Source organism: Rhodococcus sp. NPDC060176 (assembly GCF_042728675.1).
Lineage (GTDB): Bacteria > Actinomycetota > Actinomycetes > Mycobacteriales > Mycobacteriaceae > Rhodococcus_F.
The window spans coordinates 41,608-63,049 of record NZ_JBHWYS010000002.1 but is presented as its reverse complement, the minus strand read 5'-3'; the positions used below and the strand labels follow the sequence as shown (position 1 = coordinate 63,049).

Here is a 21,442-nt window from a genome sequence, read left to right as displayed (position 1 = left end):
GGAGAATCGTGTACCAACTGCTGCTGAGCCTGATGTTCCGGGTACCACCGGAACGCATCCACCACATTGCCTTCACCGCGATGAAACTGGTGACACGGTTCGCTCCCCTTCGCTGGCTGGTCGCAAAAGTTCTTGTCGTCGACGACCCGGTATTGCGCAGTCAGGCTTTCGGTCTGACGTTCCCCGCACCTCTCGGTCTGGCGGCCGGATTCGACAAGGACGCCACCGGAGTCGACGCCTGGGGCCCGTTGGGATTCGGTTTCGCCGAGGTCGGAACGGTGACGGCCCAGGCTCAGCCCGGTAACCCCGCGCCGCGTCTGTTCCGGCTTCCGGCCGATCACGCTCTGATCAACCGGATGGGCTTCAACAACCACGGCGCCGGTCATGCCGCCAACTTCCTCCGGCAGCGCCGCGTCACGGTGCCGATCGGCGCCAACATCGGCAAGACCAAGATCGTCGAAGCCGCCGACGCCGCTGCCGACTACACCGCCAGCGCGCAGCTTCTCGGACCGCTGGCCGACTTCATGGTCGTGAATGTCAGCTCGCCGAACACACCCGGACTCCGTGATCTACAGGCCGTCGAATCACTGCGCCCGATCCTGCAGGCCGTGCTCGACACCGTCAGCGTGCCGGTACTGGTGAAGATCGCTCCCGATCTCTCCGACGACGACGTCGACGCCGTCGCCGATCTGGCCGTCGAACTCGGACTTGCCGGAATCGTCGCGACCAACACCACGATCCGTCGCGACGGTTTGAAGACCCCGGACGCCGAGGTAGCTGCGCTCGGCGCGGGCGGGCTGTCGGGAGCACCGGTTGCCGAGCGCTCGCTCGAGGTACTTCGGCGCCTGTACGCCCGAGTGGGCGACAAGATGACCATCATCTCGGTCGGCGGTATCGAGACGGCCGATCAGGCGTGGGAACGGATCCTCGCCGGCGCGACGCTGGTGCAGGGATACACCGGCTTCATCTACGGCGGACCGTTCTGGGCTCGCAGCATCCACAAAGGCATCGCCAAGCGCGTGCGCGCAGCCGGCTTCTCGTCAATTGCTCAGGCAGTCGGAGCTGAGAACCCTCGCTAGGAACTGCTGTGCGCCTTTGTTAACCGCGGACGGTTAACAAAGGCGCACAGCGGGGTGACTATTCGACCTCGAACGTCCCGGTCAGGGTTGCACGCGCAATCGCGTGATGGAACACGTTGAAACCGAGGAACGCCGGTGACGAGTCAGGGGTGACTCCGTCGAGCGTCTCCACGTCGAGGGCATGCACCGCGACGATGTAGCGATGCGGACCGTGCCCGGGAGGCGGGCCTGCACCGATGAAACCGAACCCGCCGCCGTCGTGGCGGAGGGTGACGGTTCCGGCGGGCAGGACATCGCTGTCCGCCGCGCCGGCACCGGTCGGAAGTTCGGTGACGGAAGCGGGGATGTTCGCCACGGCCCAGTGCCAGAATCCTGACGCCGTCGGTGCATCCGGATCGAACACCGTCACGACGAAGCTCTTCGTCTCGGCCGGAAAGCCCGACCACGAGAGCTGCGGTGAGATGTCTTCGCCACCGGGAACACCGAAGGCACCACTGGCCTGAGCAAGTTTCAGTGGCTGACCGGCAGTGATGTCGTCACTGGTCAGCTCGAAACTCGGCAACTTCGGCAATGGTTCGTACGGATCGTGCGCCATGCGAATCCTTTCTGTGACAAGAGAGCTCGATGTGAGTCGAGCTCACGGATCTATCCACGTGCTCGTCAGGAATTGAGCAGGAAATGTTCCAGAACACGTGTCCCGAACAGTAGTGCGTCCACCGGAACTCGCTCGTCGACGCCGTGGAACAGCGCGCTGAAATCCAGCTCGGGCGGCAACTGCAACGGTGCGAAACCGAAGCAGCGAATGCCGAGTTTCGCGAATGCCTTCGCGTCGGTTCCACCGGAGAGCATGTACGGAACTGTGCGAGCCTCCGGATCGTGGGCGAGAATCGCCTCGTTCATGGCGTCGACAAGGTGGCCGTCGAACGTCGTCTCGTACGAGTCCAGCTTGGTGATCCACTCGCGGGTCACGTCGGGACCGATCAGTTGGTCCACCGTTCGCTCGAATTCGGCCTGGCGCCCCGGCAGCACGCGGCAGTCGAAGACCGCCTCGGCCGTCTGCGGAATGACGTTCGCCTTGTATCCGGCCTTGAGCATCGTCGGGTTCGCGGTGTCACGGAACGTCGCCCCGATGATGTTGGCGATCGTGCCCAGCTTCGCGAGGGTCCCGTCGATGTCGGGTGATCCTGGGTCGAAGTCCAATCCGGTCTCCTCGCCGACGGCGGTCAGGAACTCCGCGACCGAATCGGAGATCACGATCGGGAACTGGTGGGCAGCTAGCCTCGAGACCGCGCCGGCGAGTGTGGCGACCGCGTTGTCGTCGTGCAGGAAGGAGCCGTGCCCGGCGCGTCCCTTGGCGGTCAGGCGCATCCACCCGAGACCTTTTTCCGCAGTCTCCACCAGGTAGAGGCGGCGGTCGGTTCCGTCAGGCCGCGGAACCGTCAGCGAGAAGCCGCCGACTTCACCCACGGCCTCGGTCACTCCCTCGAACAGATCCGGGCGGTGCTCGACCAGCCACTGGCATCCGTACTTTCCGCCCGCTTCCTCGTCCGCCACGAAGGCGAACACCAGATCACGCGGCGGTACGACGCCTTCCGCCTTGAACTGTCTGGCGAGGGCCAGGATCATCCCGACCATGTCCTTCATGTCCACGGCGCCGCGCCCCCAGACGTAACCGTCCTGGACGGTGCCGGCAAAGGGGTGCACGCTCCAGTCGGCGGGCTCGGCCGGGACGACGTCGAGGTGACCGTGAAGCATCAGCGCGCCGCGACCCGACTCGGCTCCCTTCAAGCGAGCAAAGACATTCCCGCGACCAGGTGCACCGGACTCGACGTATTCCGTCTCGTAACCGACTTCTTGAAGCTGCGCGGCAACCCACTCCGCGCACGCCCGCTCGCCTTTGGTGGTTTCGAGTTCTCCCGTGTTCGAGGTGTCGAAGCGGATGAGAGAACTGACCAGTTCGACTACTTCTGCTTCGGCCCTGCTCGGATTCGGATTAATCGGGGTTGTGGTCATTCCACTTTCCTACCATCGAATCAAACGACGCGGGCGACCGGAATGCCCCGCAACCTGGCGATTTGGGGCAGCTGAGCTAATCGGATACTCTTTCCCAGCACCGAGAAATCGGGGCCGAGTCCGAGTGGCGGAATGGCAGACGCGCTAGCTTGAGGTGCTAGTGTCCTATTAACGGACGTGGGGGTTCAAGTCCCCCCTCGGACACTCTGTGTTGAGACAGACAGGAAAAGCTCCGGTTCATCGAACCGGAGCTTTTCTCGTAATTGGCGAAGTTCCCGAACCAGGGAACAGTCCGCGCGAGCGGCGATCGAGATGGAACAGAAGTTCGAAGTGGATACAGACACCAAGAAGTCGGATGCACTGCAGGCAGATTCGCTGGAAACAGCCGATTCAGAATCTGCTCGAGCCGAACTCACCGGACTCGACCCCGCAGAACTCGAAATCTGCTTGAAGGTCCTTTCCGAAGCCGCCGAACTCGACGACGAGCATCCCGACTCGATCACCATGCAGCGCGCTGTCGGCCATCTGTTCAAGCGACTCAAGAAGAAGCGCCGCCTCGCTTCGCGCGCAGCCGTCAACGAAGCCGACCGCCAAGTGGTCGCCGCGACGGCCACCGGTTCACCCGATCGCATCGACGACGAGACCGCAGGCATTCCGATCAAGTCGAACACCGCCGGCGCCTCAGCCGGCACGCTCATCAAGGCGCGGCCGTGCTACATCTGCAAGCAGCGCTACACCGCAGTCGACGCCTTCTACCACCAACTGTGCCCCGATTGCGCTGCCACCAGCCGCAGCAAACGTGACGCCAGCACTGATCTGACCGGCCGACGCGCACTACTCACCGGCGGCCGGGCGAAGATCGGCATGTACATCGCGTTGCGCCTGTTGCGTGACGGTGCGCATCTGACCATCACGACGCGATTCCCCAACGACGCGATCCGCCGCTTCAAGGCGATGGAGGACAGCAACGACTGGATTCATCGTCTGCGCATCGTCGGCATCGACCTCCGCGACCCCGCCCAAGTTGTTGCACTCGCGGATTCTGTTGCCGCACAGGGCCCGCTCGACATCCTCATCAACAACGCCGCACAAACAGTTCGACGCTCCCCCGGTGCTTACGGCGCTTTGGTGGACGCCGAGTCCGGCGCACTGCCTGCCGGTGAACTGCCCGATGTCCTGACCTTCGGCAAGACGAGCGACGCTCACCCCGCTGCTCTGGCTGGATCGCTGTCGGACGTCGCGAGCATCACCTCCGGAAATCTCTCGGCCGACGCGGTCAGTTCGCTCGCTCTCGTCGCCAAGTCGGCTTCGCCCGATCGCATCGAGCAGGGCATCGCCATCGACGCCGGCGGACTGCTTCCCGACCTCGCACACACCAACAGCTGGGTTCAGACCATCGAAGAGGTCGATCCGATCGAGCTTCTCGAAGTCCAACTCTGCAACTCGGTCGCGCCCTTCATCCTCGTTTCGCGCCTGCGCCCGTCGATGGCCGCGGCCGCGGCGCGACGCAAGTACGTCGTGAACGTTTCCGCCATGGAGGGTCAGTTCAGCCGCGCGTACAAGGGCCCTGGCCACCCGCACACCAACATGGCCAAGGCAGCACTGAACATGCTGACCCGCACCAGCTCCAAGGAAATGCTCGACGACGGCATCCTCATGACCGCCGTCGACACCGGCTGGATCACCGACGAACGCCCGCACTTCACCAAGATGCGGCTGGCCGACGAAGGTTTCCACGCACCACTCGACCTCGTCGACGGTGCAGCCCGCGTCTACGACCCCATCGTTCAGGGCGAGCTGGGCGTCGACCTGCACGGCTGCTTCCTCAAGGACTACAAACCCTCGCCGTGGTGATGGGCGGCACCTAGTCGCCCCGATGTGGCGATCTCGTCACCCCCAAACCCCCGTGTCGAGTAGCTCATTTCAGGTAGAGCACAGCATTGCAGGCGATAATGGAGCCGACACTGCTCACCGACTCGGAGGAACCATGACGATCGCCGTCGTACACAAGGACAGCCCGGAAGGCCGCGCCGCAATCGTGGCCGCTGCACGGGAATCCGTGGGTCGAAGCGAAGAACTGCTGGTTCTGCACGTCCTGGACGACGTCAACATCGGAGACACCGTCAGCATCGGAAACACTGAGGATGATCGGGCCGCTCTTCGCGGCGAGATTCAGGCGGCGCTCGACGCCGGTGGATTCTCGGAGACGAAGTGGGATCTGCGCACCACCGAGCACGACGGCGATCCGGTGACCGCGCTCGTCAACCTGGTGCACGGCGCGGGTGTCGATCTCCTGATCGTCGGAACGCGCCGGATGTCCCCCATCGGCAAGTTCCTGCTCGAACGCCCACTGCAGCGCCTGTTGCTCGAAGTCGAGGCTCCGATCCTCGTCGTCAAGGAACCCCTCCCCGCCGAGTGACCGCGGTCACATCACTTTCCGGTACTCGTTTGTAGGCTGGCTCCATGACTGGAACCTCGCCCGCCCGAGAACTCGACATCATCGTCTACGGAGCGAGCGGCTTCGTCGGAAAGCTACTCGCCGACTACCTGGTCAAACACGCGCCCGAAGGCACGAAGATCGGCCTCGGCGGCCGCTCACTCGAGAAGTTGGCAGCCACCCGCGCGGATCTGGGTACCGCCGCTGCCGATCTCCCCCTGATCATCGCCGACGCCGACGACGCAACCGAACTGAAGGCACTCGCCCAGCGGACCCGGGTCGTCGCCACCACGGTCGGTCCGTATGCCAAGTACGGCCACGCTCTTGTTCACGAATGCGCTGCCGCCGGAACTCATTACGTCGACCTCACCGGCGAGGTGCTGTTCCACCGCGAAAGCATCGACGCCAACCACGACCTGGCCGTGTCGACGGGTGCCAAAATCGTCCATTCCTGCGGATTCGATTCCATCCCTTCCGATCTCGGAGTTCACGTCCTGCACGAGAAGGTCGCCGCCGACGGCGCCGGCGAGCTCACCGACACCACCCTGGTGGTCACGGCCCTGCGCGGAGGCGTGAGCGGTGGCACGATCGATTCGCTTCGCAACCAGATCGACGTGTCGAAAGACGATGCGCGCCTGCGGAAACTCGCCGCCTCGCCGTACTCGCTGAGCCCCGATCGTGATCGGGAGCCCGAACTCGGACGCCAGAGCGACGTGAGCGTGGTCGACGGCAAGAAGATCGATCCGTCAGTGAAGGGGTGGAAGGCACCGTTCGTGATGGCGTCGTACAACACACGAGTCGTCCGTCGCAGCAATGCGCTCCGAGAGTGGGCGTACGGCAAGAAGTTCAAATACAGCGAGGTGATGAGCGTCGGCTCTTCCGTCGTGTCTCCGGTGATCGCGGGCGGAGTGGCGGTCGGCCTCGGTGCGCTGGTCGCCGGACTCGCCCTTCCCCCGACGCGCTTCCTTCTCGACAAGGTATTGCCTGCTCCCGGAGAGGGCCCGAGCGAGAGCACCCAGAAGAAGGGGCACTTCACGCTCGACGTGTTCACCACGACCACGACCGGCGCTCGATATACATCACGAGTGAAGGCAAAGGGCGACCCGGGATACAGCGCGACGGCGGTGATGCTCGGGGAATCTGCGTTGTCGTTGGCGAAGGACCACAAGGATCTCCCACAGCCCACTGGCGTCCTGACCCCCGCGACAGCGCTCGGCGACGTCCTGGTCGAGCGTCTGCGCAAAGCCGGTTTCGAGATTTCCGCGCGCAAACTCTAGACAGAACGAATTTCACTTGATCGTTTCAGCTCTTCGCGCCCGATTATCGCAGCTCAGGGCGCGGACAGCGGTGGGAATACTCCCAGGTAACATTGATGTTGGTTCATGGCATCCATATGTGGTGCTCCGCTTTCGGAAAAGTGAGGCTATTCATGACTGAGCGCGTTCAGGTCGGCAGTCTTCAGGTTGCCAAGGTTCTCTACGACTTCGTGGTCGAGGAGGCTCTTCCCGGCACCGGTGTAGACGCCGAAACGTTCTGGGCCGGCGCCGACAAGGTCATCACCGAGCTCGCACCGAAGAACCGCGACTTGCTTGCCAAGCGTGACGATCTGCAGGCTCAGATCGATCAGTGGCATCGCGATCACGCCGGCGCTCCCATCGACGCCGCCGCATACAAGGCGTTCCTGCAGGAAATCGGCTACCTCCTGCCGACGCCTTCCGAGTTCTCGGTCACCACCACGAACGTCGACACGGAGATCACCTCCACGGCCGGCCCGCAGTTGGTCGTCCCGATCCTCAACGCGCGCTTCGCACTCAACGCGTCCAACGCCCGCTGGGGTTCGTTGTACGACGCGCTGTACGGCACCAACGCCATCTCGGAGGAGAACGGCGCCGAGAAGGGTTCCGGCTACAACAAGGTCCGCGGCGACAAGGTCATCGCCTGGGCGCGTGAATTCCTCGACGCCGCAGCACCTCTCGCGTCGGGATCGCACGCAGATTCAACCAAGTACATTGTCGACGGCAGCGAACTGAAGATCACGTTGGCAGACGGCAGCGTCACCACGCTCGCCCAGCCGGAGAAGTTCGTCGGCTACCTCGGCGAGAAGGACGCACCGACGAGCATCCTGCTGCTCAACAACGGATTGCACGCCGAGATCCAGATCGACGCCTCGTCCCCGATCGGCAGCACCGACGCCGCCGGCGTCAAGGACGTCGTTCTCGAATCCGCCGTCACCACCATCATGGACTTCGAGGACTCGGTCGCCGCTGTCGACGCCGACGACAAGGTTGTCGGTTACCGAAACTGGTTGGGCCTCAACCGCGGTGACCTGTCCGAGGAGATCAAGAAGGGCGCCAAGTCCTTCACTCGTACGCTCAACGGCGACCGTAAGTACACCGCCGTCGACGGCAGCGAACTCAGCCTGCACGGTCGTTCACTTCTGTTCGTCCGCAACGTCGGTCACCTCATGACCAACCCCGCGATCCTCGACGCCGACGGCAACGAGGTTCCCGAGGGCATTCTCGACGCTTTGATCACCAGCACCTGCGCAGTCCACGGCCTGTCGATCAGTGACACCAACGGCCCGCTCGACAACAGCCGCACCGGCTCGATCTACATCGTCAAGCCCAAGCAGCACGGTCCCGAGGAAGTTGCCTTCACCACCGAACTGTTCGGCCGCGTCGAGCAGGTCCTCGGCCTTCCGGAGAACACGCTCAAGGTCGGCATCATGGACGAGGAGCGTCGTACGACGGTCAACCTCGCTGCCTGCATCAAGGAAGCCGTCGACCGCGTGGTGTTCATCAACACCGGCTTCCTCGACCGCACCGGCGACGAGATCCACACCTCCATGGAAGCCGGCGCGATGGTGCGCAAGGCCGAGATGAAGAAGCAGAAGTGGATCGGCGCCTACGAAGACTGGAACGTCGACACAGGACTGGCCTGCGGTCTGCAGGGCAAGGCTCAGATCGGCAAGGGCATGTGGGCCATGACCGAGCTGATGGCTGACATGCTAGAGCAGAAGATCGGCCACCCCAAGGCCGGCGCCAACACCGCGTGGGTCCCTTCGCCGACCGGCGCAACGCTGCACGCGACGCATTACCACCGCGTCGACGTGTTCGCTGTTCAGGACGGACTGAAGGGTAAGCCGCGCGCGAGCGTCGACGACATCCTGACCATCCCGCTCGCTCCCAGCACCGACTGGACGGACGCGGAGAAGAAGGAAGAGCTCGACAACAACTGCCAGTCCATCCTCGGTTACGTCGTCCGCTGGATCGACGCCGGCGTCGGCTGCTCCAAGGTTCCCGACATCCACGACGTCGCGCTCATGGAGGACCGCGCCACGCTGCGCATCTCGAGCCAGCTGCTCGCCAACTGGCTGCGTCACGGCATCGTCAGCGAAACCGACGTCGTGACTGCGCTCGAGCGCATGGCACCGGTTGTCGACCGTCAGAACGAGGGCGACGCCGAGTACCGCAACATGGCACCTGATTTCGATTCCAACATCGCTTTCCAGGCCGCCAAGGAACTCATCCTGGAAGGCGCGAAGCAGCCCAGCGGATACACGGAGCCGATCCTGCATCGCCGTCGCCGTGAGTACAAGGCTGCCAACGCCTGATTTCACCTCCCTGAACTCGAAGCTGAACCCGAACAGCCTCGGCACCGCTCCGGTGTCGAGGCTGTTCGCGTAGGCCCCGAAGATTCGTCACTAGACTGGCCGAGGACACAAGTCCGTTCAAGAGACATTCTTCGAGTGACCGAGTTAGGGCAAGGTACGTGGGCGAACATCGCGGCGGGTCAGGCGCCAGAGGTATCAGCAAGGGGCCGATTCTCGTCGTCGTGCTGATCGCCTTGATCGTGGCGGGCTTCTTCGGGTGGAAGGCCCTCAGCAACCGGATCGACGATCAGGGGCAGCAGGCAGCGGGCACGTGCGTCGAAGGTAACAAGACACTCGACGTCACTGCGGATCCCTCCATCGCACCGCAAGTCGAGGAATTGGGCAAGCGGTACACCCAGACCTCGCCGGTGGTACGCGATCACTGCATCGCCGTCGCGGTACACGGTGCACCGTCCTCGTCCGTCTCGACGGCACTCGAGGCTGGCCCGGCGGCAGCCTGGGACGACGCGGCCCTGGGACCGCGTCCCTCGCTGTGGATCCCGACGAGTTCGTTCGAGCTCACGCCGTTGGCCGGCAAGGCGGTGATCAACGGTGATCCTCGCTCGCTTGCGAGTTCCCCGATCGTTCTGGCCGTCAGCCCCGAGACCGCGGCAGCATTGAACAGCGCGGCGTCGGCGTGGAAATCGCTGCCATCGGATGTGACACTCGCCCTGCCGGTCGGTAGTACCGAAACCTCCATGGCGGCACAGGCAATCGCCGCCGACGTCGCCGATGCGGGTACCGGTCCGGTCACGACGGATCAGGCAAAGTCCGCTCAGGTCAACAGTGCGCTCAGTGCGCGTGCTTTGCAGTTCCAATCCTTGCCTGCTCCTCCCGCATCCACCGCCGAAGCCCTCGGAGCCTTGAGCGCCGGAACACCGGATTCGGTGAAAGCCGTTCCGGCAACGGAACAGTCGATAGCGCAGAGCGCGAACCCGGCGATGACGACGTACTCCCCCGCCGGCGCAACGCCCGTCGCAGACTACCCGGCGGTCATCACCTCGGGGAGCGGGATCGACGAAACCGCGTCGCGCGCAGCGGCGCAGTTCGCCGATTTCATGCGTGAGTCCAGCCAGTCACAGCTGTTCGTGGGCGCCGGTTTCCGGGTCGAGGGTCAAGAACTTCCCGATCTCGGCGCGGTGTCCGCAGCCAAGATCTCGTCCACGTTGACACCGGCTTCCGCCGAAACCGCAGCGGCACTCGGCGACATCGTCGCCAACCCGGTCTCTCCGCGTAGTGCCACCATCCTGATGGACACGTCGGAGTCGATGGGCACCGACGACGGTGGCACTACCCGCTTGGCGAACGTTGCCGCGGCGGTGAACACCCAATTGGGTCGCAGCCCTGACGCTTCGGACATCGGCCTTCGCGAGTTCAGCACGGGCACCGACGGAAAACCGTCCGAGCGCATCCTGGTTCCGGGCGGTTCACTGTCCGAGCCGAATCGGCGTGCCACGATCACCGATTTCCTCAACGGGCTTCGGGCCGGCGGAAAGACATCCAAGTACCCGGCGCTTGCCAGCTCCTACAAAGCCGCCGTGGACGGTTTCGACGCGGGGCGAGTCAACTCGGTGCTGCTGATCACCTCGAGTACGCCTGACGAATCCACCACGACGCGGGCCGAACTGCTCAGCGCGATCGCCGCTGCGGGCAATCCGTCGCGTCCGGTGCAGGTCGACGTGATCGTCGTCGGTGCAGGCAACGACGTCTCCACGCTCCAAGACGTGTCGGACAGGACGGGCGGAACTTTGGTTCGCGTCGATTCGACGTCCGACCCGGCACTCGCCGCCGCAGTGACAAAGATGCTGTCCTGATGGGGCGCGTTGCGGTTTTCGCGGTTCTCCTCGCTCTTCTGACGTGGTTCCTGCACCGCAGGCTCGTTCGTGCCACGGGCATGCCGAGACGATGGGCTCGCCTGACAGACACTGCGCTCGTCATCTTGGCGGTCTCGACGGTCATCGGGGTCGGCAGCGGCGAAGTCTTCCCGACCTCGTGGGCGCGACCTGTCGGATTCCTCGGATGGGTCTGGCTGGCCTCCTGGCTGTACCTGATTCCAGGACTGCTCGTGATCGGTCTGTTCGCCGGGATCAGTAGTCTGCGTGCACGCCGAACGGACACAACCGCCGAGGTCGACCCGTCCAAGCGTCGTACGTTGCAGTTGGCCACAGCGGCAGTCACTCTCGCGGCGTTGGGCACCGCCGGGTACGGCGTCTACGAGGCGTCGAACCCGAAGGTCTCCCGAATTCGGGTGCCCCTGGCACGCCTGCCCGAGGGCTTCAACGGATACCGGATCGCCCTGATCACCGACCTGCACGTGGGTCCGGCCCGCGGGGTCGACTTCACTCGTAAGGTGGTCGAGATCGTCAACGCACAGAACGTCGATCTGATTGCGATCGGCGGGGACCTCGTGGACGGCACCGTCGCGAAAGTTGCACCCGATCTTGCTCCGCTCGCCGATCTTCGGGCGCCGGACGGAATCTTCGGGGTCAGCGGCAACCACGAGTTCTACGCCGACGACGGCGGCAAGTGGCTCGACGTCTGGGAAACCTTGGGGATCACCACGCTTCGCAACGGCCGCGCCTCGATCCAGCATGACGGCGACACCATCGACGTCGTGGGCATCCACGACTACACCTCACCGGCCCCGTACGAGCCGAATCTGACAGCCGCCCTCGCGGGCCGCGATCCGAATACGTTCGCCTTGCTTCTCGCGCACGAACCCCGCCAGGCGATCGAAGCGTCCGAGATGGGTATCGATCTGCAACTGTCCGGGCACACCCACGGCGGGCAGATGTGGCCGCTGCGCTATCTCGTTCCGTTGCAGCAGCCGTCAGTGCAGGGTTTGGACAAGGTCGGAAACACCGTGCTGTACACGACGCGTGGCGCCGGGGCCTGGGGCCCTCCGGTACGCGTCGGCGCACCGCCGGAGATCACCGTTCTCGAACTCGTACGCGAGAGGTGATGATCTCCGGCGGGCACACGCCTTAGTTGCCCGCGAACGCTTCGATCGGCGGGCAGGAGCAGACCAGGTTTCGGTCGCCGTGTGCACCGTCGATACGACGCACGGACGGCCACACCTTGGGGCGAGCCTTGCCACGCGGGAAGACTGCGATCTCACGCGAGTACGGGTGATCCCACTGCGCTGCAATGCTTCCGGCGGTGTGGGGAGCACCGCGAAGCGGGTTGTCCTCCACCGTCCACTCGCCGGCGCCGACGCGATCGATCTCGCCGCGAATGGCGATCATCGCTTCGCAGAACTCGTCGATCTCTTCGAGGTTCTCGCTCTCGGTGGGCTCGACCATCAGTGTGCCGACCACGGGGAAGCTCATGGTCGGGGCATGGAATCCGTAGTCGGCCAGACGCTTTGCCACGTCGTCGACGGTGACGCCGGTGTCCTTGGTCAACCCGCGCAGATCGAGGATGCACTCGTGCGCGACCATGCCGTTCTCACCGGTGTAGAGAACCGGGAAGTACTCGTCGAGTCGACGCGCGATGTAGTTTGCCGACGCGATGGCTGTCAGGCTGGCGCGGCGCAGGCCCGCAGCTCCCATCATCCGGATGTAGGTCCAGGTGATGGGCAGGATGGACGCACTGCCGTACGGCGCTGCCGAGATCGTGCCTCCACCACCGAGTTCGGGGGCCATCGGATGTCCGGGCAGGAACGGCGTCAGGTGTGAACGCACACCGATCGGGCCGACGCCTGGTCCGCCGCCGCCGTGCGGGATGCAGAAGGTCTTGTGCAGGTTCAGGTGGCTGACGTCGCCGCCGAAACGTCCCGGACGAGCAAGGCCGACAAGCGCATTGAGGTTCGCGCCGTCGACGTACACCTGGCCGCCAGCGTCGTGTACCGCTGCGCAGATGTCGGAGATCTCGTGCTCGTAGACACCGTGCGTGGACGGGTAGGTGATCATGATCGCGGCGAGACGCTCGGCGTGATCGGCGATCTTCGCACGCAGATCGTCGACGTCGACGTCACCGTTGGGACGGCACGCGACAACCTCGACGCGCATCCCGGCCATGACAGCCGAAGCCGCGTTGGTGCCATGAGCACTCGAGGGAATCAGGCAGGTGTCGCGGTGATCGTCGCCGCGGCTGAGGTGGTAGTTGCGGATGGCGAGCAGACCCGCGTACTCCCCCTGGCTGCCGGCGTTGGGCTGGAGGCTCACGTTGTCATAGCCGGTGACCGCGACCAGCCAGTCTTCGAGATCTTTGATGATCTTCAGCAGACCGGGCGCATCCGACGTCGGCGCGAACGGGTGGATCGCGTTGAACGCGGGCCAGGTGATGGATTCCATCTCGGCGGTCGCGTTGAGCTTCATGGTGCACGAACCCAGCGGGATCATGCTGCGATCGAGCGCAATATCCTTGTCGGACAACGCGCGCAGGTAACGGAGCATTGCCGTTTCCGTACGGTAACGGGTGAAAGCTTCGTGCTGCAGGTAGTCGGAGATGCGCTCCTGAGCAGCGGGAACCGAGTTGCCCTCTGCTTCGATGGCGACAACGGCGTCTTCGATGCCGAACGCGTCGAGCACTGCGAGAACGTGATCGGCGGTGGTGGCCTCGTCGCAGGAGATGCCGACGTGATCGGCGTCGACCAGACGCAGGTTGATCCCGGATTCCTTGGCCGCAGCGACAACGTCGGCCGCCTTGCCCGGAACCTGAGCGAGCACGGTGTCGAAGAACGAATCGTGGACAACGGTCACGCCGCCTTCGCGCAGGCCGTTTGCCAACGCGTGTGCGCGGGCAGCGACGCGCAACGCAATCGCCTTGAGCCCCTCGGCGCCGTGGTAGCTCGCGTACATCGCAGCGAGGATGGCGAGGAGCACCTGAGCGGTACAGATGTTGGACGTCGCCTTCTCGCGGCGAATGTGCTGCTCACGAGTCTGCAGCGCGAGGCGGTATGCCTTGTCTCCGTCGGCGTCGATCGAGACACCGACCAAGCGGCCGGGTAGCTGACGCGCATGCTTGGAGTGCACGGCCAGGTAACCGGCGTGCGGTCCGCCGTACCCCATGGGAACGCCGAAACGCTGGGTGGTGCCGAAGCACGCGTCCGCACCGAGTTCGCCCGGCGAGGTGATGAGCGTCATCGCAAGGAGGTCGGCGCCGACGGCAACAAGTGCGCCGCGCTCATGAGCTTCCGCGATGATCGAGGTGTAGTCGACGACCCGTCCCGAGGCTCCGGGAATCTGGGCGATGACGCCGAAGAAGTCACCTTCGGGAAGACCAGCGGTGAGGTCTGCGGAGACGATCTCGATGCCGAGCGGCTCGGCGCGAGTCTCGATGACGGCGAGGGTCTGCGGGTACAGATCGGCGTCGACGACGAATCGCGGGGACTTGCTGCGGTTCGCGCGGCGCAGGAGCGTCATGGCTTCGGCGGCTGCGGTGGCCTCGTCGAGCATCGACGAGTTGGCCAATTCCATGCCGGAGAGATCGGCGACCATGGTCTGGAAGTTGAGGAGGGCTTCGAGGCGGCCCTGGCTGATCTCCGGCTGGTACGGGGTGTACGCGGTGTACCAGGCCGGGTTCTCGATGATGTTGCGCAACAACACAGGCGGCGTCAACGTGTCGAAGTATCCGAGGCCGATCATCGACGTCGCGACGGTGTTCTGGGCGGCGAGAGCGGTCAGTTCGGCGAGTGCCTCGTGCTCTCCGACCGGCAGCGGAAGAGCGTCGAGACCGGCAGCGATGCCGTCCGGTGCAGCGTCGAGGATGACGGAAGGAACGGCCTTGGTTGCCAGTTCGTCGAGTGAATCGACCCCGACAAGTTCGAGGATGCGCGCGAGTTCCGCGGCGTTCGGACCGACATGGCGGTCGGCAAATATACGGCTTGCAGCGTCGATCACGACAACTCCCAGACAGATCGGAGGATCAGGACACACACCGACCTGCGGTGTGTTCCTCCCCCTCTGTCGCATGCTCGATTCCCGAGCGCCTGAGAGATTCGGTAGTGACCCGCCAAACGACGGAAGCCACAGCCTTTCCCCGTCGGCGGGTGGGTTTTCCCACCGCTTTCCAGAGGCGTCGGAGCCCGTACGGTCCTTGGTGCCTGAGAGATTGACGGGGAGGTATTGCTCCTTCGGCGCCCTGATCCCGCTCACCACTGGCCTTTGAAACAAACGCTGCAACAAACGCTGCAACAAACACTGCAGCAAAGACTGCAACAAAGACTAGTTCGGTGAATCGGTATCCGAGGCTCTCCCGTACGCCGGCGACGCAGGCCCAGTCTAGTAGACCGAGGCGCCTACCTGCACCGTGGCATCCTCCAAAGAGATGTGACGTACGTTATCCGGTTTTGCGGCTGGCGCGATTCTTGCGTCGTGAGGCCAACTCGTCTTCCGGGTTGGGGTCACTTTCACCGCCGTCGGCGCGCTCGGCCGGGAAGTCGGCGATGGTTCCGGTGAGTTCACGCATGGCGCCACTGACCGCGATGCCGAACACACCCTGCCCACCTTGAAGAAGGTCGACGACCTCTTCGGGAGACGTGCATTCGTAGACGGTGGTGCCGTCGGAGAAGAGCGTGATGTTGGCAAGATCGCGCACGCCGCGCTTGCGCAGGTGATCGACGGCAACGCGGATGTTCTGCAGTGAGATTCCGGTGTCGAGCAGACGCTTCACGATCTTGAGGACGAGGATGTCCTTGAAGGAGTACAGACGCTGACTACCGGATCCGGCAGCGCCGCGGATGGACGGCACGACCAACGACGTCCGTGCCCAGTAATCGAGCTGGCGATAAGTGATCCCGGCAATCTGGCAAGCGCTGGGTACTCGGTATCCGACCAGGTCGTCGGGGATGGAATCGTCCGGGAACAGGCCCGGCTGCAGCTCTTCGGAAGACATTTCTGCAGTCGGATCGGCACTACCGGTTATGTCCGTTCCGCGCTCATTCGACTGTTCTTCCACTGCCGTCTCCCTCTCGCTTCGCCATCATGTAACCAACCTGTGCTATCAGCAGTCACGAGAATCCCGTGCCGACCGAACTTTCAGATGTGAATCCAAGGCAGGTAATTCCATGAGTGGACTTACCCAGAGTACGCCTCGATCGACAAGGCGAGAAGATCTCCACCGCACGCAACGGTAGGACCAGGAGGGTGCGCGGTCAACGCAACACGCCGACCGAGACTCAACCTCTACTTGAGAGTTGAAGACTAAAGTCCGTAACCAGTCAAAACAGGCTAGCCATCAGTCGCTTTGAAATCGTCCGGCGAGATGGTGTCGAGGAATTCCTTGAACTTCTCGACCTCGTCTTCGCGCTCGTCGGGAATGACGAGACCGGCTTCGGCGAGAACGGCCTCCGACGCGAAGATCGGAACGCCGATGCGCAAGGCCAACGCAATCGAATCCGACGGACGTGCCGACACGGTGGTCTGCTCGTCGAAGACCAGATCCGCGTAGAACGTGCCCTCTTGCAGGTCCACGATCCGCACTTCCTTCAGACTCCGACCGAAGGATTCGATCAGAATCTTGATCAGGTCGTGAGTCAGCGGACGCGCCGGCTCAACTCCCTGTTGTTCGAGAACAATCGCGGTAGCTTCGGTTTGCCCGATCCAGATCGGCAGGTACCGATCGCCGTCGGACTCCCGCAGCAACAGGACCGGCTGATTCTGAGGCTGCTCGACACGAACTCCGATCACACGCATTTCGCCCATCGAGCTTGCCTCCAACCTGACGTGATCCAGTAGACCGACTCCGATGCGGTCGTACTGAAATTCTATTCGAGTGAGCCCCGCTGATCGAGGAACTCAGCGATCGAGACTTCCCCAAACCGCCGATTTGACCAGACACGTGTGCAAAGTCAGTGACAGGGCAGCCAGTTCCCGGACCATTTCCTCGGCGCGATCACGCGCTCCGGCGTCACGACCTTTGGCAACCGGTCCGGCGATTTGAGTCACCAGTCCCGCTTCGCGGTCAGCAGCCAACTTGAACGCCCGCAGATGGCGGACCTCCAAGCCGTACTCGGACATCGCTTTCGCGGTGCGCGCCAATGTCACGGCGTCCTCGTCGAAGAAGCCCGCCGCGCCGGGAACGACCAAACCGGTGCGGATCAGATCGGTCAGAAACCGATCGTCGATGTCGGCGCGCGCGAGAAGATCCTGACGACCGACTCGAACTTCACGGTCGACACGGAAAGCTTCCGGCGAGACATCGCCCGAAGCAATCGACAGGACGCGGGCACGACGAGGCGGAGGAACTTCCGCACTCACCGTCGCCGCGCCGCTGTCGATCGCTTCGAGTTGTTCTTTGATCACTTTGAGCGGCAGGTACTGATCGCGTTGAGCGGTCAGCACGAAGCGAAGACGCTCGCAGTCCTCCACGGAGAATCTGCGGTATCCCGACGGTGTCCGTTGCGGGCTGATCAAGCCCTCGGACTCGAGGAAACGGATCTTCGAAATCGTCACGTCGGGAAAATCTGGACGCAACCGATCCAGCACGGAACCAATCGACATTCCGGGCTGGCTCTGCTGCCGCACTGCCGTCATTAGCTACCCGCACCTGCTGACGACTCGCCGACCTGCGAACCGCCGGCACGAGGGCCGGTGAGGAACACCAGACGGAACTTGCCGATCTGAACCTCGTCACCGTTCGCGAGAACTGCCGAATCGACAGGCTCACGGTTGACGTAGGTGCCGTTGAGGCTTCCGACGTCGACGACGTGGAAATCTGCATCTTCCTGACGGAACTCGGCGTGACGACGGCTGACGGTCACGTCGTCGAGGAAGATGTCGCTGTCCGGGTGCCGACCTGCCGACGTCGTCGGCTGATCGAGCAAGAAGCGGGATCCTGCATTCGGTCCCCGCTTGACCACCAGAAGTGCGGCTCCGGCGGGAAGACCTTCCACGCCCGAAACCGGCTGCTCGGCGGCCGGTGCTGCAGAGGAGGTGTTGTCGAGCTCATTGAGGAAGTCCGCACGGAAAACCGAAGTGGTCTCCGCCGGCGACTCCCCATAGCCCGCGTCGTTACCGTTCTCGCTCACTGTTTCTCCTCCTGGGTCAATCATCCAGATCATGAATCACTGGACTACGCAGTGCACTTTCTTCACGAGCATCTTTCACAGTCACGTTCGATACGGCCCTGCGCCCCGACTCGGCACATGCGTACCTAACGACCGTACCCTGCGCAGACCGCCGTGTGCAGCGAGACAGGCCGCGACACAACACGAGTTGGCCGGTCCACGCGTAGGTTTTCTACTCGGACGTCAGTCCGTTGTACGCCTCCGCGTCCAGAGTTGCCGCGAGTGCGGCATCGAGTGTGGCTTCGTCGGCAACCTCGAGCTCGACCAACCAACCCTTGTCGTACGGATCGGTGTTGACGAGGTCAGGCTGTCCGTCCAATTCACCGTTGGCTGCAAGAACTTTCGCAGTGAACGGAGCAAAGATGTCGGAGACGCTCTTGGTCGACTCGACCTCACCGAGCGATTCACCGGCGGTCACGTCTTCGTCGACAGCGGGAAGCTGGACGAACACGACGTCACCGAGCTGCGACTGAGCAAAGTCGGTGATACCGACTCGAACTGAGGTCGGGCCGGTCCGCTTCACCCACTCGTGCTCCGCGGTGTAGCGCAGATCGGTAGGTGTATCGAGCTCACTCACAGTGGCTTCCTTTCACAGGCCGTCCGAAAGTCGGACGCAAAAGATCAATTTCCAGGTTGAGCGTATTGGCGCGGATTCAATTGTCGCAAGACGGAGATCGTGACCTGCTGCGATTGCTCGACCGAGGAAGTTCCGCCGTTGCGTGCGACGTTGTCGAAGACGCCTCCGGGGATGTTCAACGCTGCTGCCAACGTCGGCGGATCCCCGATCGCGGTCACAGTGTACGGCTGCTCGATCCGGGTTCCGTCCAATTCGATTTCGCCGCCGCGCCCACTCACCCACGAGTTCACGCCGATACGAATGGGTTCGCCGCTAGCACCTGCGATCGAGATGGCTTCGGCACCGGCAGCACGCAATTCCTGGATGAGATCGAGAATCACTTCGGAGCCGACGCCGCCCGCCGGATCTGTCAGGGTCATCGTCACGCCCGGTCCGGTCGCAGGAGCGGTCCCCACTTGAATGGAGAGCGAAGTCAGCCGCGCCCGCGCCTCGTCCAACGCTGCTCCGGTGTTGCCGCCGGCTTCCAAAGTGGCAAGCGATTCCTGAAGATTGGCAACTTCCTGCCTCAGCGCGGCTTCGCGCCGATTCAAGTTGTCGAGAACGACCAGCAGGTCGGCAGGGCGCGCGGCGTCGAGTGAATCTCCGGCCACGGTGCTACGTACCTGTGTGGCAATCGCGACACCGAGCACACCCAGGAGCACGGCCGCGAGGATGGCGAAGACGACGTTGGTGCGATGTTTCGACGGTGAACGCAGCTCGTGCCGACCTTCACTCGCGGTGGTGACGGGTGGTTCTTCGGGTTCGGTCGTGGAGTGATCCGCCATGACTCACGCTCCGAACAGTCGGCGTCGCAATGCCGCTGCGTTGCCGAAGATCCGGATACCCAGCACGACGACGATCGCCGTCGAGAGTTGAGTACCCACACCCAACTGATCACCGAGCCAGACGATCAACGACGCGACGAGCACGTTGAAGACGAAGGAGACCACAAACACCTTCGCGTCGAAGATCTCGTCGAGATACGCGCGTAGTCCGCCGAAGACGGCGTCGAGTGCCGCAACGACCGCGATCGGAAGATACGGCTGGATCACGTCGGGCACCTGCGGGCTGAAAACTACGCCCAGGACGATGCCGACGACCAGTGCTGCGAGTCCGTACAGGGCGGAACCGGCCTTCATCGAACTCCTTCTGTCACTTGGGTTCTGTGGGTTCTGTTGCCACCCGGACGGCGCGCGGCGTCGCGGGTGGCAGTGTCAACGAATCGTCTTCGGCCACCGCGAAACCGACTCCGTACAGTTGCGAGACGCTCGACATTCTCCCGTAGGCATCGCTGACGACGAACTCTCGCTGCAGTGCACGCGTGTCGCCGATCGCCTCGACGCGGTACGGCGAGAAGACAGGTTGGTTGTCGACGAGCATCGCGCCGCCGGCCTGACGGATGGTCACCGTCGGCCCGATTCGCACGCCGCCGACGGCAATTGCCTCCGCGCCTCCCGCCCACAGCGCGTTGACGACGGTTTGCAGATCTCGATCGAGGACGACGGTCTTGCCGCCGACGCTCCGCTGCGACGCGTCCGAGAGGTTCGGGCGTCCGGCCGGGTCCGTCAGCGTCACCACCAGTCCCTCACCGTGGACAGCGTCCGCCCCGGCACCGGATTCGACCGCGCGCAGTTGGTCGAGGACGGCGCTGCCGCGTGCATCGCCTTCGAGCGCCACGCCGCGGGCCGCGTCGACGTCGCCGCCGAGCGAATCACGGGAGGCAGCCAGCGAATCGATTCGATCCTCCGCGTCACGGACCTTGGCCACTAGTTCGCTTCGAACTTCTTCGGTGCCGGTCACCTGCTTTGTCGCCTGAACTGCGGAGACCGTGACGATGAACCCGATCAACAGTGCGCCGAGGGCCAGCCACGGCCCGGTCTTCGAGGACGTGTTCTTGGTGTGCTCGTGTTGGCGTTCGAATGCAGTTGCTTCGTAACCCGGGTCGAGATGTTCGGTCATGAGCGACCGAAGCAGCGACGGTACCGGGTTACGACGGACGTCCTCCCCGGTCGACTTCATCGGGGCACGACCTCGTGCGTTCGCGCCACGTCGACGGCCTTGAGCACGTAGATCGCTGCAGTCCACACGTACAGGACGGTTCCCCAGATCAGGAAAGCGAAACCGAAGGCATGGGTGAACGGTCCGATGGCCCAGTCTCCGTGCCCGGCAAGGATCAGCGGCAGCGCGAACATCAGCAGGAAGGTCGCGGCTTTACCGAGATAGACGACCTCGGGTGGCGGCAGGCCACGTCTGCGGTAGATCGGCAGCGTCAACGCGAGCAGAAGGTCTCGGCCGATGAGTATCGCCGCAACCCACCAGGGAATGAAATCGCGGGCGACGAAGGTGACCAGCGTCGTCACGACGTAGAGGCGATCGACCAGCGGGTCGAGTAGCGCTCCCAGACGCGAGGTCTGTCCGAGCACCCTGGCCAGCTTGCCGTCGAGCCAGTCGGTGAACCCGCTGAGCATCAGCAGCGCTAACGCCCACCCGTCCGAGTGTGTGACGAGCAGCAGGTAGGCGAACAGCGGAAGGGCGAGTAGACGCACGATACTGAGCACGTTGGGAACAGTGAGAATCCGATCCGTGGGGATCGGTTCTTGTTCGCCAGAGTTCACTGCACACACCTCGCGTCGTT

18 protein-coding genes, 1 tRNA gene, 1 pseudogene and 1 riboswitch are annotated in these 21,442 nt (G+C 63.6%); of the genes and pseudogenes, 8 read left to right on the top strand and 12 right to left on the bottom strand.

The genetic code is table 11. The annotated features are described in order from the left end of the window. The first annotated feature begins 8 nt into the window (after positions 1 to 8). Positions 9 to 1,079: a quinone-dependent dihydroorotate dehydrogenase gene (locus tag ACFWEM_RS08770; protein WP_378532897.1), complete on the top strand. Its 1,071-nt coding sequence runs from the start codon at positions 9 to 11 to the stop codon at positions 1,077 to 1,079. A 58-nt stretch (positions 1,080 to 1,137) separates the two neighbouring features. Here ACFWEM_RS08770 and ACFWEM_RS08765 read toward each other — a convergent pair whose 3' ends face one another. Further along, the gene (locus ACFWEM_RS08765) at positions 1,138 to 1,674 is read right to left on the bottom strand and encodes a YbhB/YbcL family Raf kinase inhibitor-like protein (RefSeq protein ID WP_378532895.1); all 537 of its coding nucleotides are present in this window, start codon (positions 1,672 to 1,674) and stop codon (positions 1,138 to 1,140) included. A gap of 65 nt (positions 1,675 to 1,739) precedes the next feature. Further along, the gene (locus ACFWEM_RS08760; RefSeq protein ID WP_378532893.1) at positions 1,740 to 3,092 is read right to left on the bottom strand and encodes a M20/M25/M40 family metallo-hydrolase; all 1,353 of its coding nucleotides are present in this window, start codon (positions 3,090 to 3,092) and stop codon (positions 1,740 to 1,742) included. Between the two features lie 118 nt (positions 3,093 to 3,210). Between ACFWEM_RS08760 and ACFWEM_RS08755 the strand changes: the two genes are divergently transcribed. The 7 genes from ACFWEM_RS08755 to ACFWEM_RS08725 all read left to right on the top strand — a co-directional run bounded on the left by ACFWEM_RS08755 (position 3,211) and on the right by ACFWEM_RS08725 (position 12,143). Next, positions 3,211 to 3,296, top strand: a tRNA-Leu gene (locus ACFWEM_RS08755). 108 nt (positions 3,297 to 3,404) lie between these two features. Then, the gene (locus ACFWEM_RS08750; RefSeq protein WP_378532891.1) at positions 3,405 to 4,946 is read left to right on the top strand and encodes an SDR family NAD(P)-dependent oxidoreductase; all 1,542 of its coding nucleotides are present in this window, start codon (positions 3,405 to 3,407) and stop codon (positions 4,944 to 4,946) included. Positions 4,947 to 5,079: 133 nt separating this feature from the next. Next, positions 5,080 to 5,511, top strand: coding sequence for a universal stress protein (locus tag ACFWEM_RS08745; protein WP_378532889.1), 432 nt, complete (start codon positions 5,080 to 5,082; stop codon positions 5,509 to 5,511). Positions 5,512 to 5,555: 44 nt separating this feature from the next. Further along, positions 5,556 to 6,806 (top strand): saccharopine dehydrogenase family protein, encoded by a 1,251-nt coding sequence (locus ACFWEM_RS08740; RefSeq protein ID WP_378532887.1) that lies wholly within the window; start codon positions 5,556 to 5,558, stop codon positions 6,804 to 6,806. Positions 6,807 to 6,958: 152 nt separating this feature from the next. Continuing rightward, positions 6,959 to 9,142, top strand: a complete 2,184-nt coding sequence (locus ACFWEM_RS08735; protein WP_378532885.1) for a malate synthase G — start codon at positions 6,959 to 6,961, stop codon at positions 9,140 to 9,142. 158 nt (positions 9,143 to 9,300) lie between these two features. After that, a complete protein-coding gene (locus ACFWEM_RS08730; RefSeq protein WP_378532883.1) occupies positions 9,301 to 10,995 on the top strand; it encodes a substrate-binding domain-containing protein in 1,695 nt (564 codons plus the stop codon). After that, complete coding sequence (locus ACFWEM_RS08725) at positions 10,995 to 12,143, top strand: metallophosphoesterase (RefSeq protein ID WP_378532881.1); 1,149 nt, start codon at positions 10,995 to 10,997, stop codon at positions 12,141 to 12,143. Before ACFWEM_RS08730 ends, ACFWEM_RS08725 begins: the two co-directional genes overlap by 1 nt. A 22-nt stretch (positions 12,144 to 12,165) precedes the next feature. Here ACFWEM_RS08725 and gcvP read toward each other — a convergent pair whose 3' ends face one another. The 10 genes and pseudogenes from gcvP to ACFWEM_RS08675 all read right to left on the bottom strand — a co-directional run bounded on the left by gcvP (position 12,166) and on the right by ACFWEM_RS08675 (position 21,422). After that, positions 12,166 to 15,024, bottom strand: coding sequence for an aminomethyl-transferring glycine dehydrogenase (gcvP, locus tag ACFWEM_RS08720; RefSeq protein ID WP_378532879.1), 2,859 nt, complete (start codon positions 15,022 to 15,024; stop codon positions 12,166 to 12,168). Between the two features lie 53 nt (positions 15,025 to 15,077). Next, a riboswitch (glycine riboswitch) is annotated at positions 15,078 to 15,207 on the bottom strand. 256 nt (positions 15,208 to 15,463) lie between these two features. Continuing rightward, positions 15,464 to 16,006 (bottom strand): annotated as a pseudogene (locus ACFWEM_RS08715) (MerR family transcriptional regulator); the annotation flags it as partial. Between the two features lie 347 nt (positions 16,007 to 16,353). Beyond that, the gene (locus ACFWEM_RS08710) at positions 16,354 to 16,827 is read right to left on the bottom strand and encodes a bifunctional nuclease family protein (protein ID WP_003946194.1); all 474 of its coding nucleotides are present in this window, start codon (positions 16,825 to 16,827) and stop codon (positions 16,354 to 16,356) included. 93 nt (positions 16,828 to 16,920) lie between these two features. After that, positions 16,921 to 17,658: a MerR family transcriptional regulator gene (locus ACFWEM_RS08705; RefSeq protein WP_378532876.1), complete on the bottom strand. Its 738-nt coding sequence runs from the start codon at positions 17,656 to 17,658 to the stop codon at positions 16,921 to 16,923. Beyond that, positions 17,658 to 18,152: a glycogen accumulation regulator GarA gene (garA, locus tag ACFWEM_RS08700; protein ID WP_003946166.1), complete on the bottom strand. Its 495-nt coding sequence runs from the start codon at positions 18,150 to 18,152 to the stop codon at positions 17,658 to 17,660. The genes ACFWEM_RS08705 and garA overlap by 1 nt, the downstream gene beginning before the upstream one ends. A gap of 211 nt (positions 18,153 to 18,363) precedes the next feature. Next, positions 18,364 to 18,768 (bottom strand): glycine cleavage system protein GcvH, encoded by a 405-nt coding sequence (gcvH, locus tag ACFWEM_RS08695; protein ID WP_317552772.1) that lies wholly within the window; start codon positions 18,766 to 18,768, stop codon positions 18,364 to 18,366. Positions 18,769 to 18,812: 44 nt separating this feature from the next. Continuing rightward, positions 18,813 to 19,592, bottom strand: coding sequence for a DUF881 domain-containing protein (locus ACFWEM_RS08690; protein WP_378532874.1), 780 nt, complete (start codon positions 19,590 to 19,592; stop codon positions 18,813 to 18,815). Between the two features lie 3 nt (positions 19,593 to 19,595). Next, on the bottom strand, positions 19,596 to 19,946 hold the full coding sequence (locus tag ACFWEM_RS08685; protein WP_003946178.1) for a small basic family protein: 351 nt from the start codon (positions 19,944 to 19,946) through the stop codon (positions 19,596 to 19,598). Positions 19,947 to 19,959: 13 nt separating this feature from the next. Further along, a complete protein-coding gene (locus ACFWEM_RS08680) occupies positions 19,960 to 20,826 on the bottom strand; it encodes a DUF881 domain-containing protein (RefSeq protein WP_378532872.1) in 867 nt (288 codons plus the stop codon). Beyond that, positions 20,823 to 21,422, bottom strand: a complete 600-nt coding sequence (locus ACFWEM_RS08675) for a CDP-alcohol phosphatidyltransferase family protein (protein WP_030537518.1) — start codon at positions 21,420 to 21,422, stop codon at positions 20,823 to 20,825. Before ACFWEM_RS08675 ends, ACFWEM_RS08680 begins: the two co-directional genes overlap by 4 nt. Between the last annotated feature and the right edge of the window lie 20 nt (positions 21,423 to 21,442).

Coding starts and splice junctions, on each gene's coding strand:
- ACFWEM_RS08765 (WP_378532895.1), bottom strand. CDS start 1,674: ATGGCGCACGATCCGTACGAACCATTGCCGAAGTTGCCGAGTTTCGAG.
- ACFWEM_RS08740 (WP_378532887.1), top strand. CDS start 5,556: ATGACTGGAACCTCGCCCGCCCGAGAACTCGACATCATCGTCTACGGA.
- ACFWEM_RS08680 (WP_378532872.1), bottom strand. CDS start 20,826: ATGAAGTCGACCGGGGAGGACGTCCGTCGTAACCCGGTACCGTCGCTG.
- ACFWEM_RS08745 (WP_378532889.1), top strand. CDS start 5,080: ATGACGATCGCCGTCGTACACAAGGACAGCCCGGAAGGCCGCGCCGCA.
- ACFWEM_RS08725 (WP_378532881.1), top strand. CDS start 10,995: ATGGGGCGCGTTGCGGTTTTCGCGGTTCTCCTCGCTCTTCTGACGTGG.
- ACFWEM_RS08760 (WP_378532893.1), bottom strand. CDS start 3,092: ATGACCACAACCCCGATTAATCCGAATCCGAGCAGGGCCGAAGCAGAA.
- ACFWEM_RS08690 (WP_378532874.1), bottom strand. CDS start 19,592: ATGGCGGATCACTCCACGACCGAACCCGAAGAACCACCCGTCACCACC.
- ACFWEM_RS08750 (WP_378532891.1), top strand. CDS start 3,405: ATGGAACAGAAGTTCGAAGTGGATACAGACACCAAGAAGTCGGATGCA.
- ACFWEM_RS08710 (WP_003946194.1), bottom strand. CDS start 16,827: ATGGGCGAAATGCGTGTGATCGGAGTTCGTGTCGAGCAGCCTCAGAAT.
- ACFWEM_RS08735 (WP_378532885.1), top strand. CDS start 6,959: ATGACTGAGCGCGTTCAGGTCGGCAGTCTTCAGGTTGCCAAGGTTCTC.
- ACFWEM_RS08685 (WP_003946178.1), bottom strand. CDS start 19,946: ATGAAGGCCGGTTCCGCCCTGTACGGACTCGCAGCACTGGTCGTCGGC.
- ACFWEM_RS08705 (WP_378532876.1), bottom strand. CDS start 17,658: ATGACGGCAGTGCGGCAGCAGAGCCAGCCCGGAATGTCGATTGGTTCC.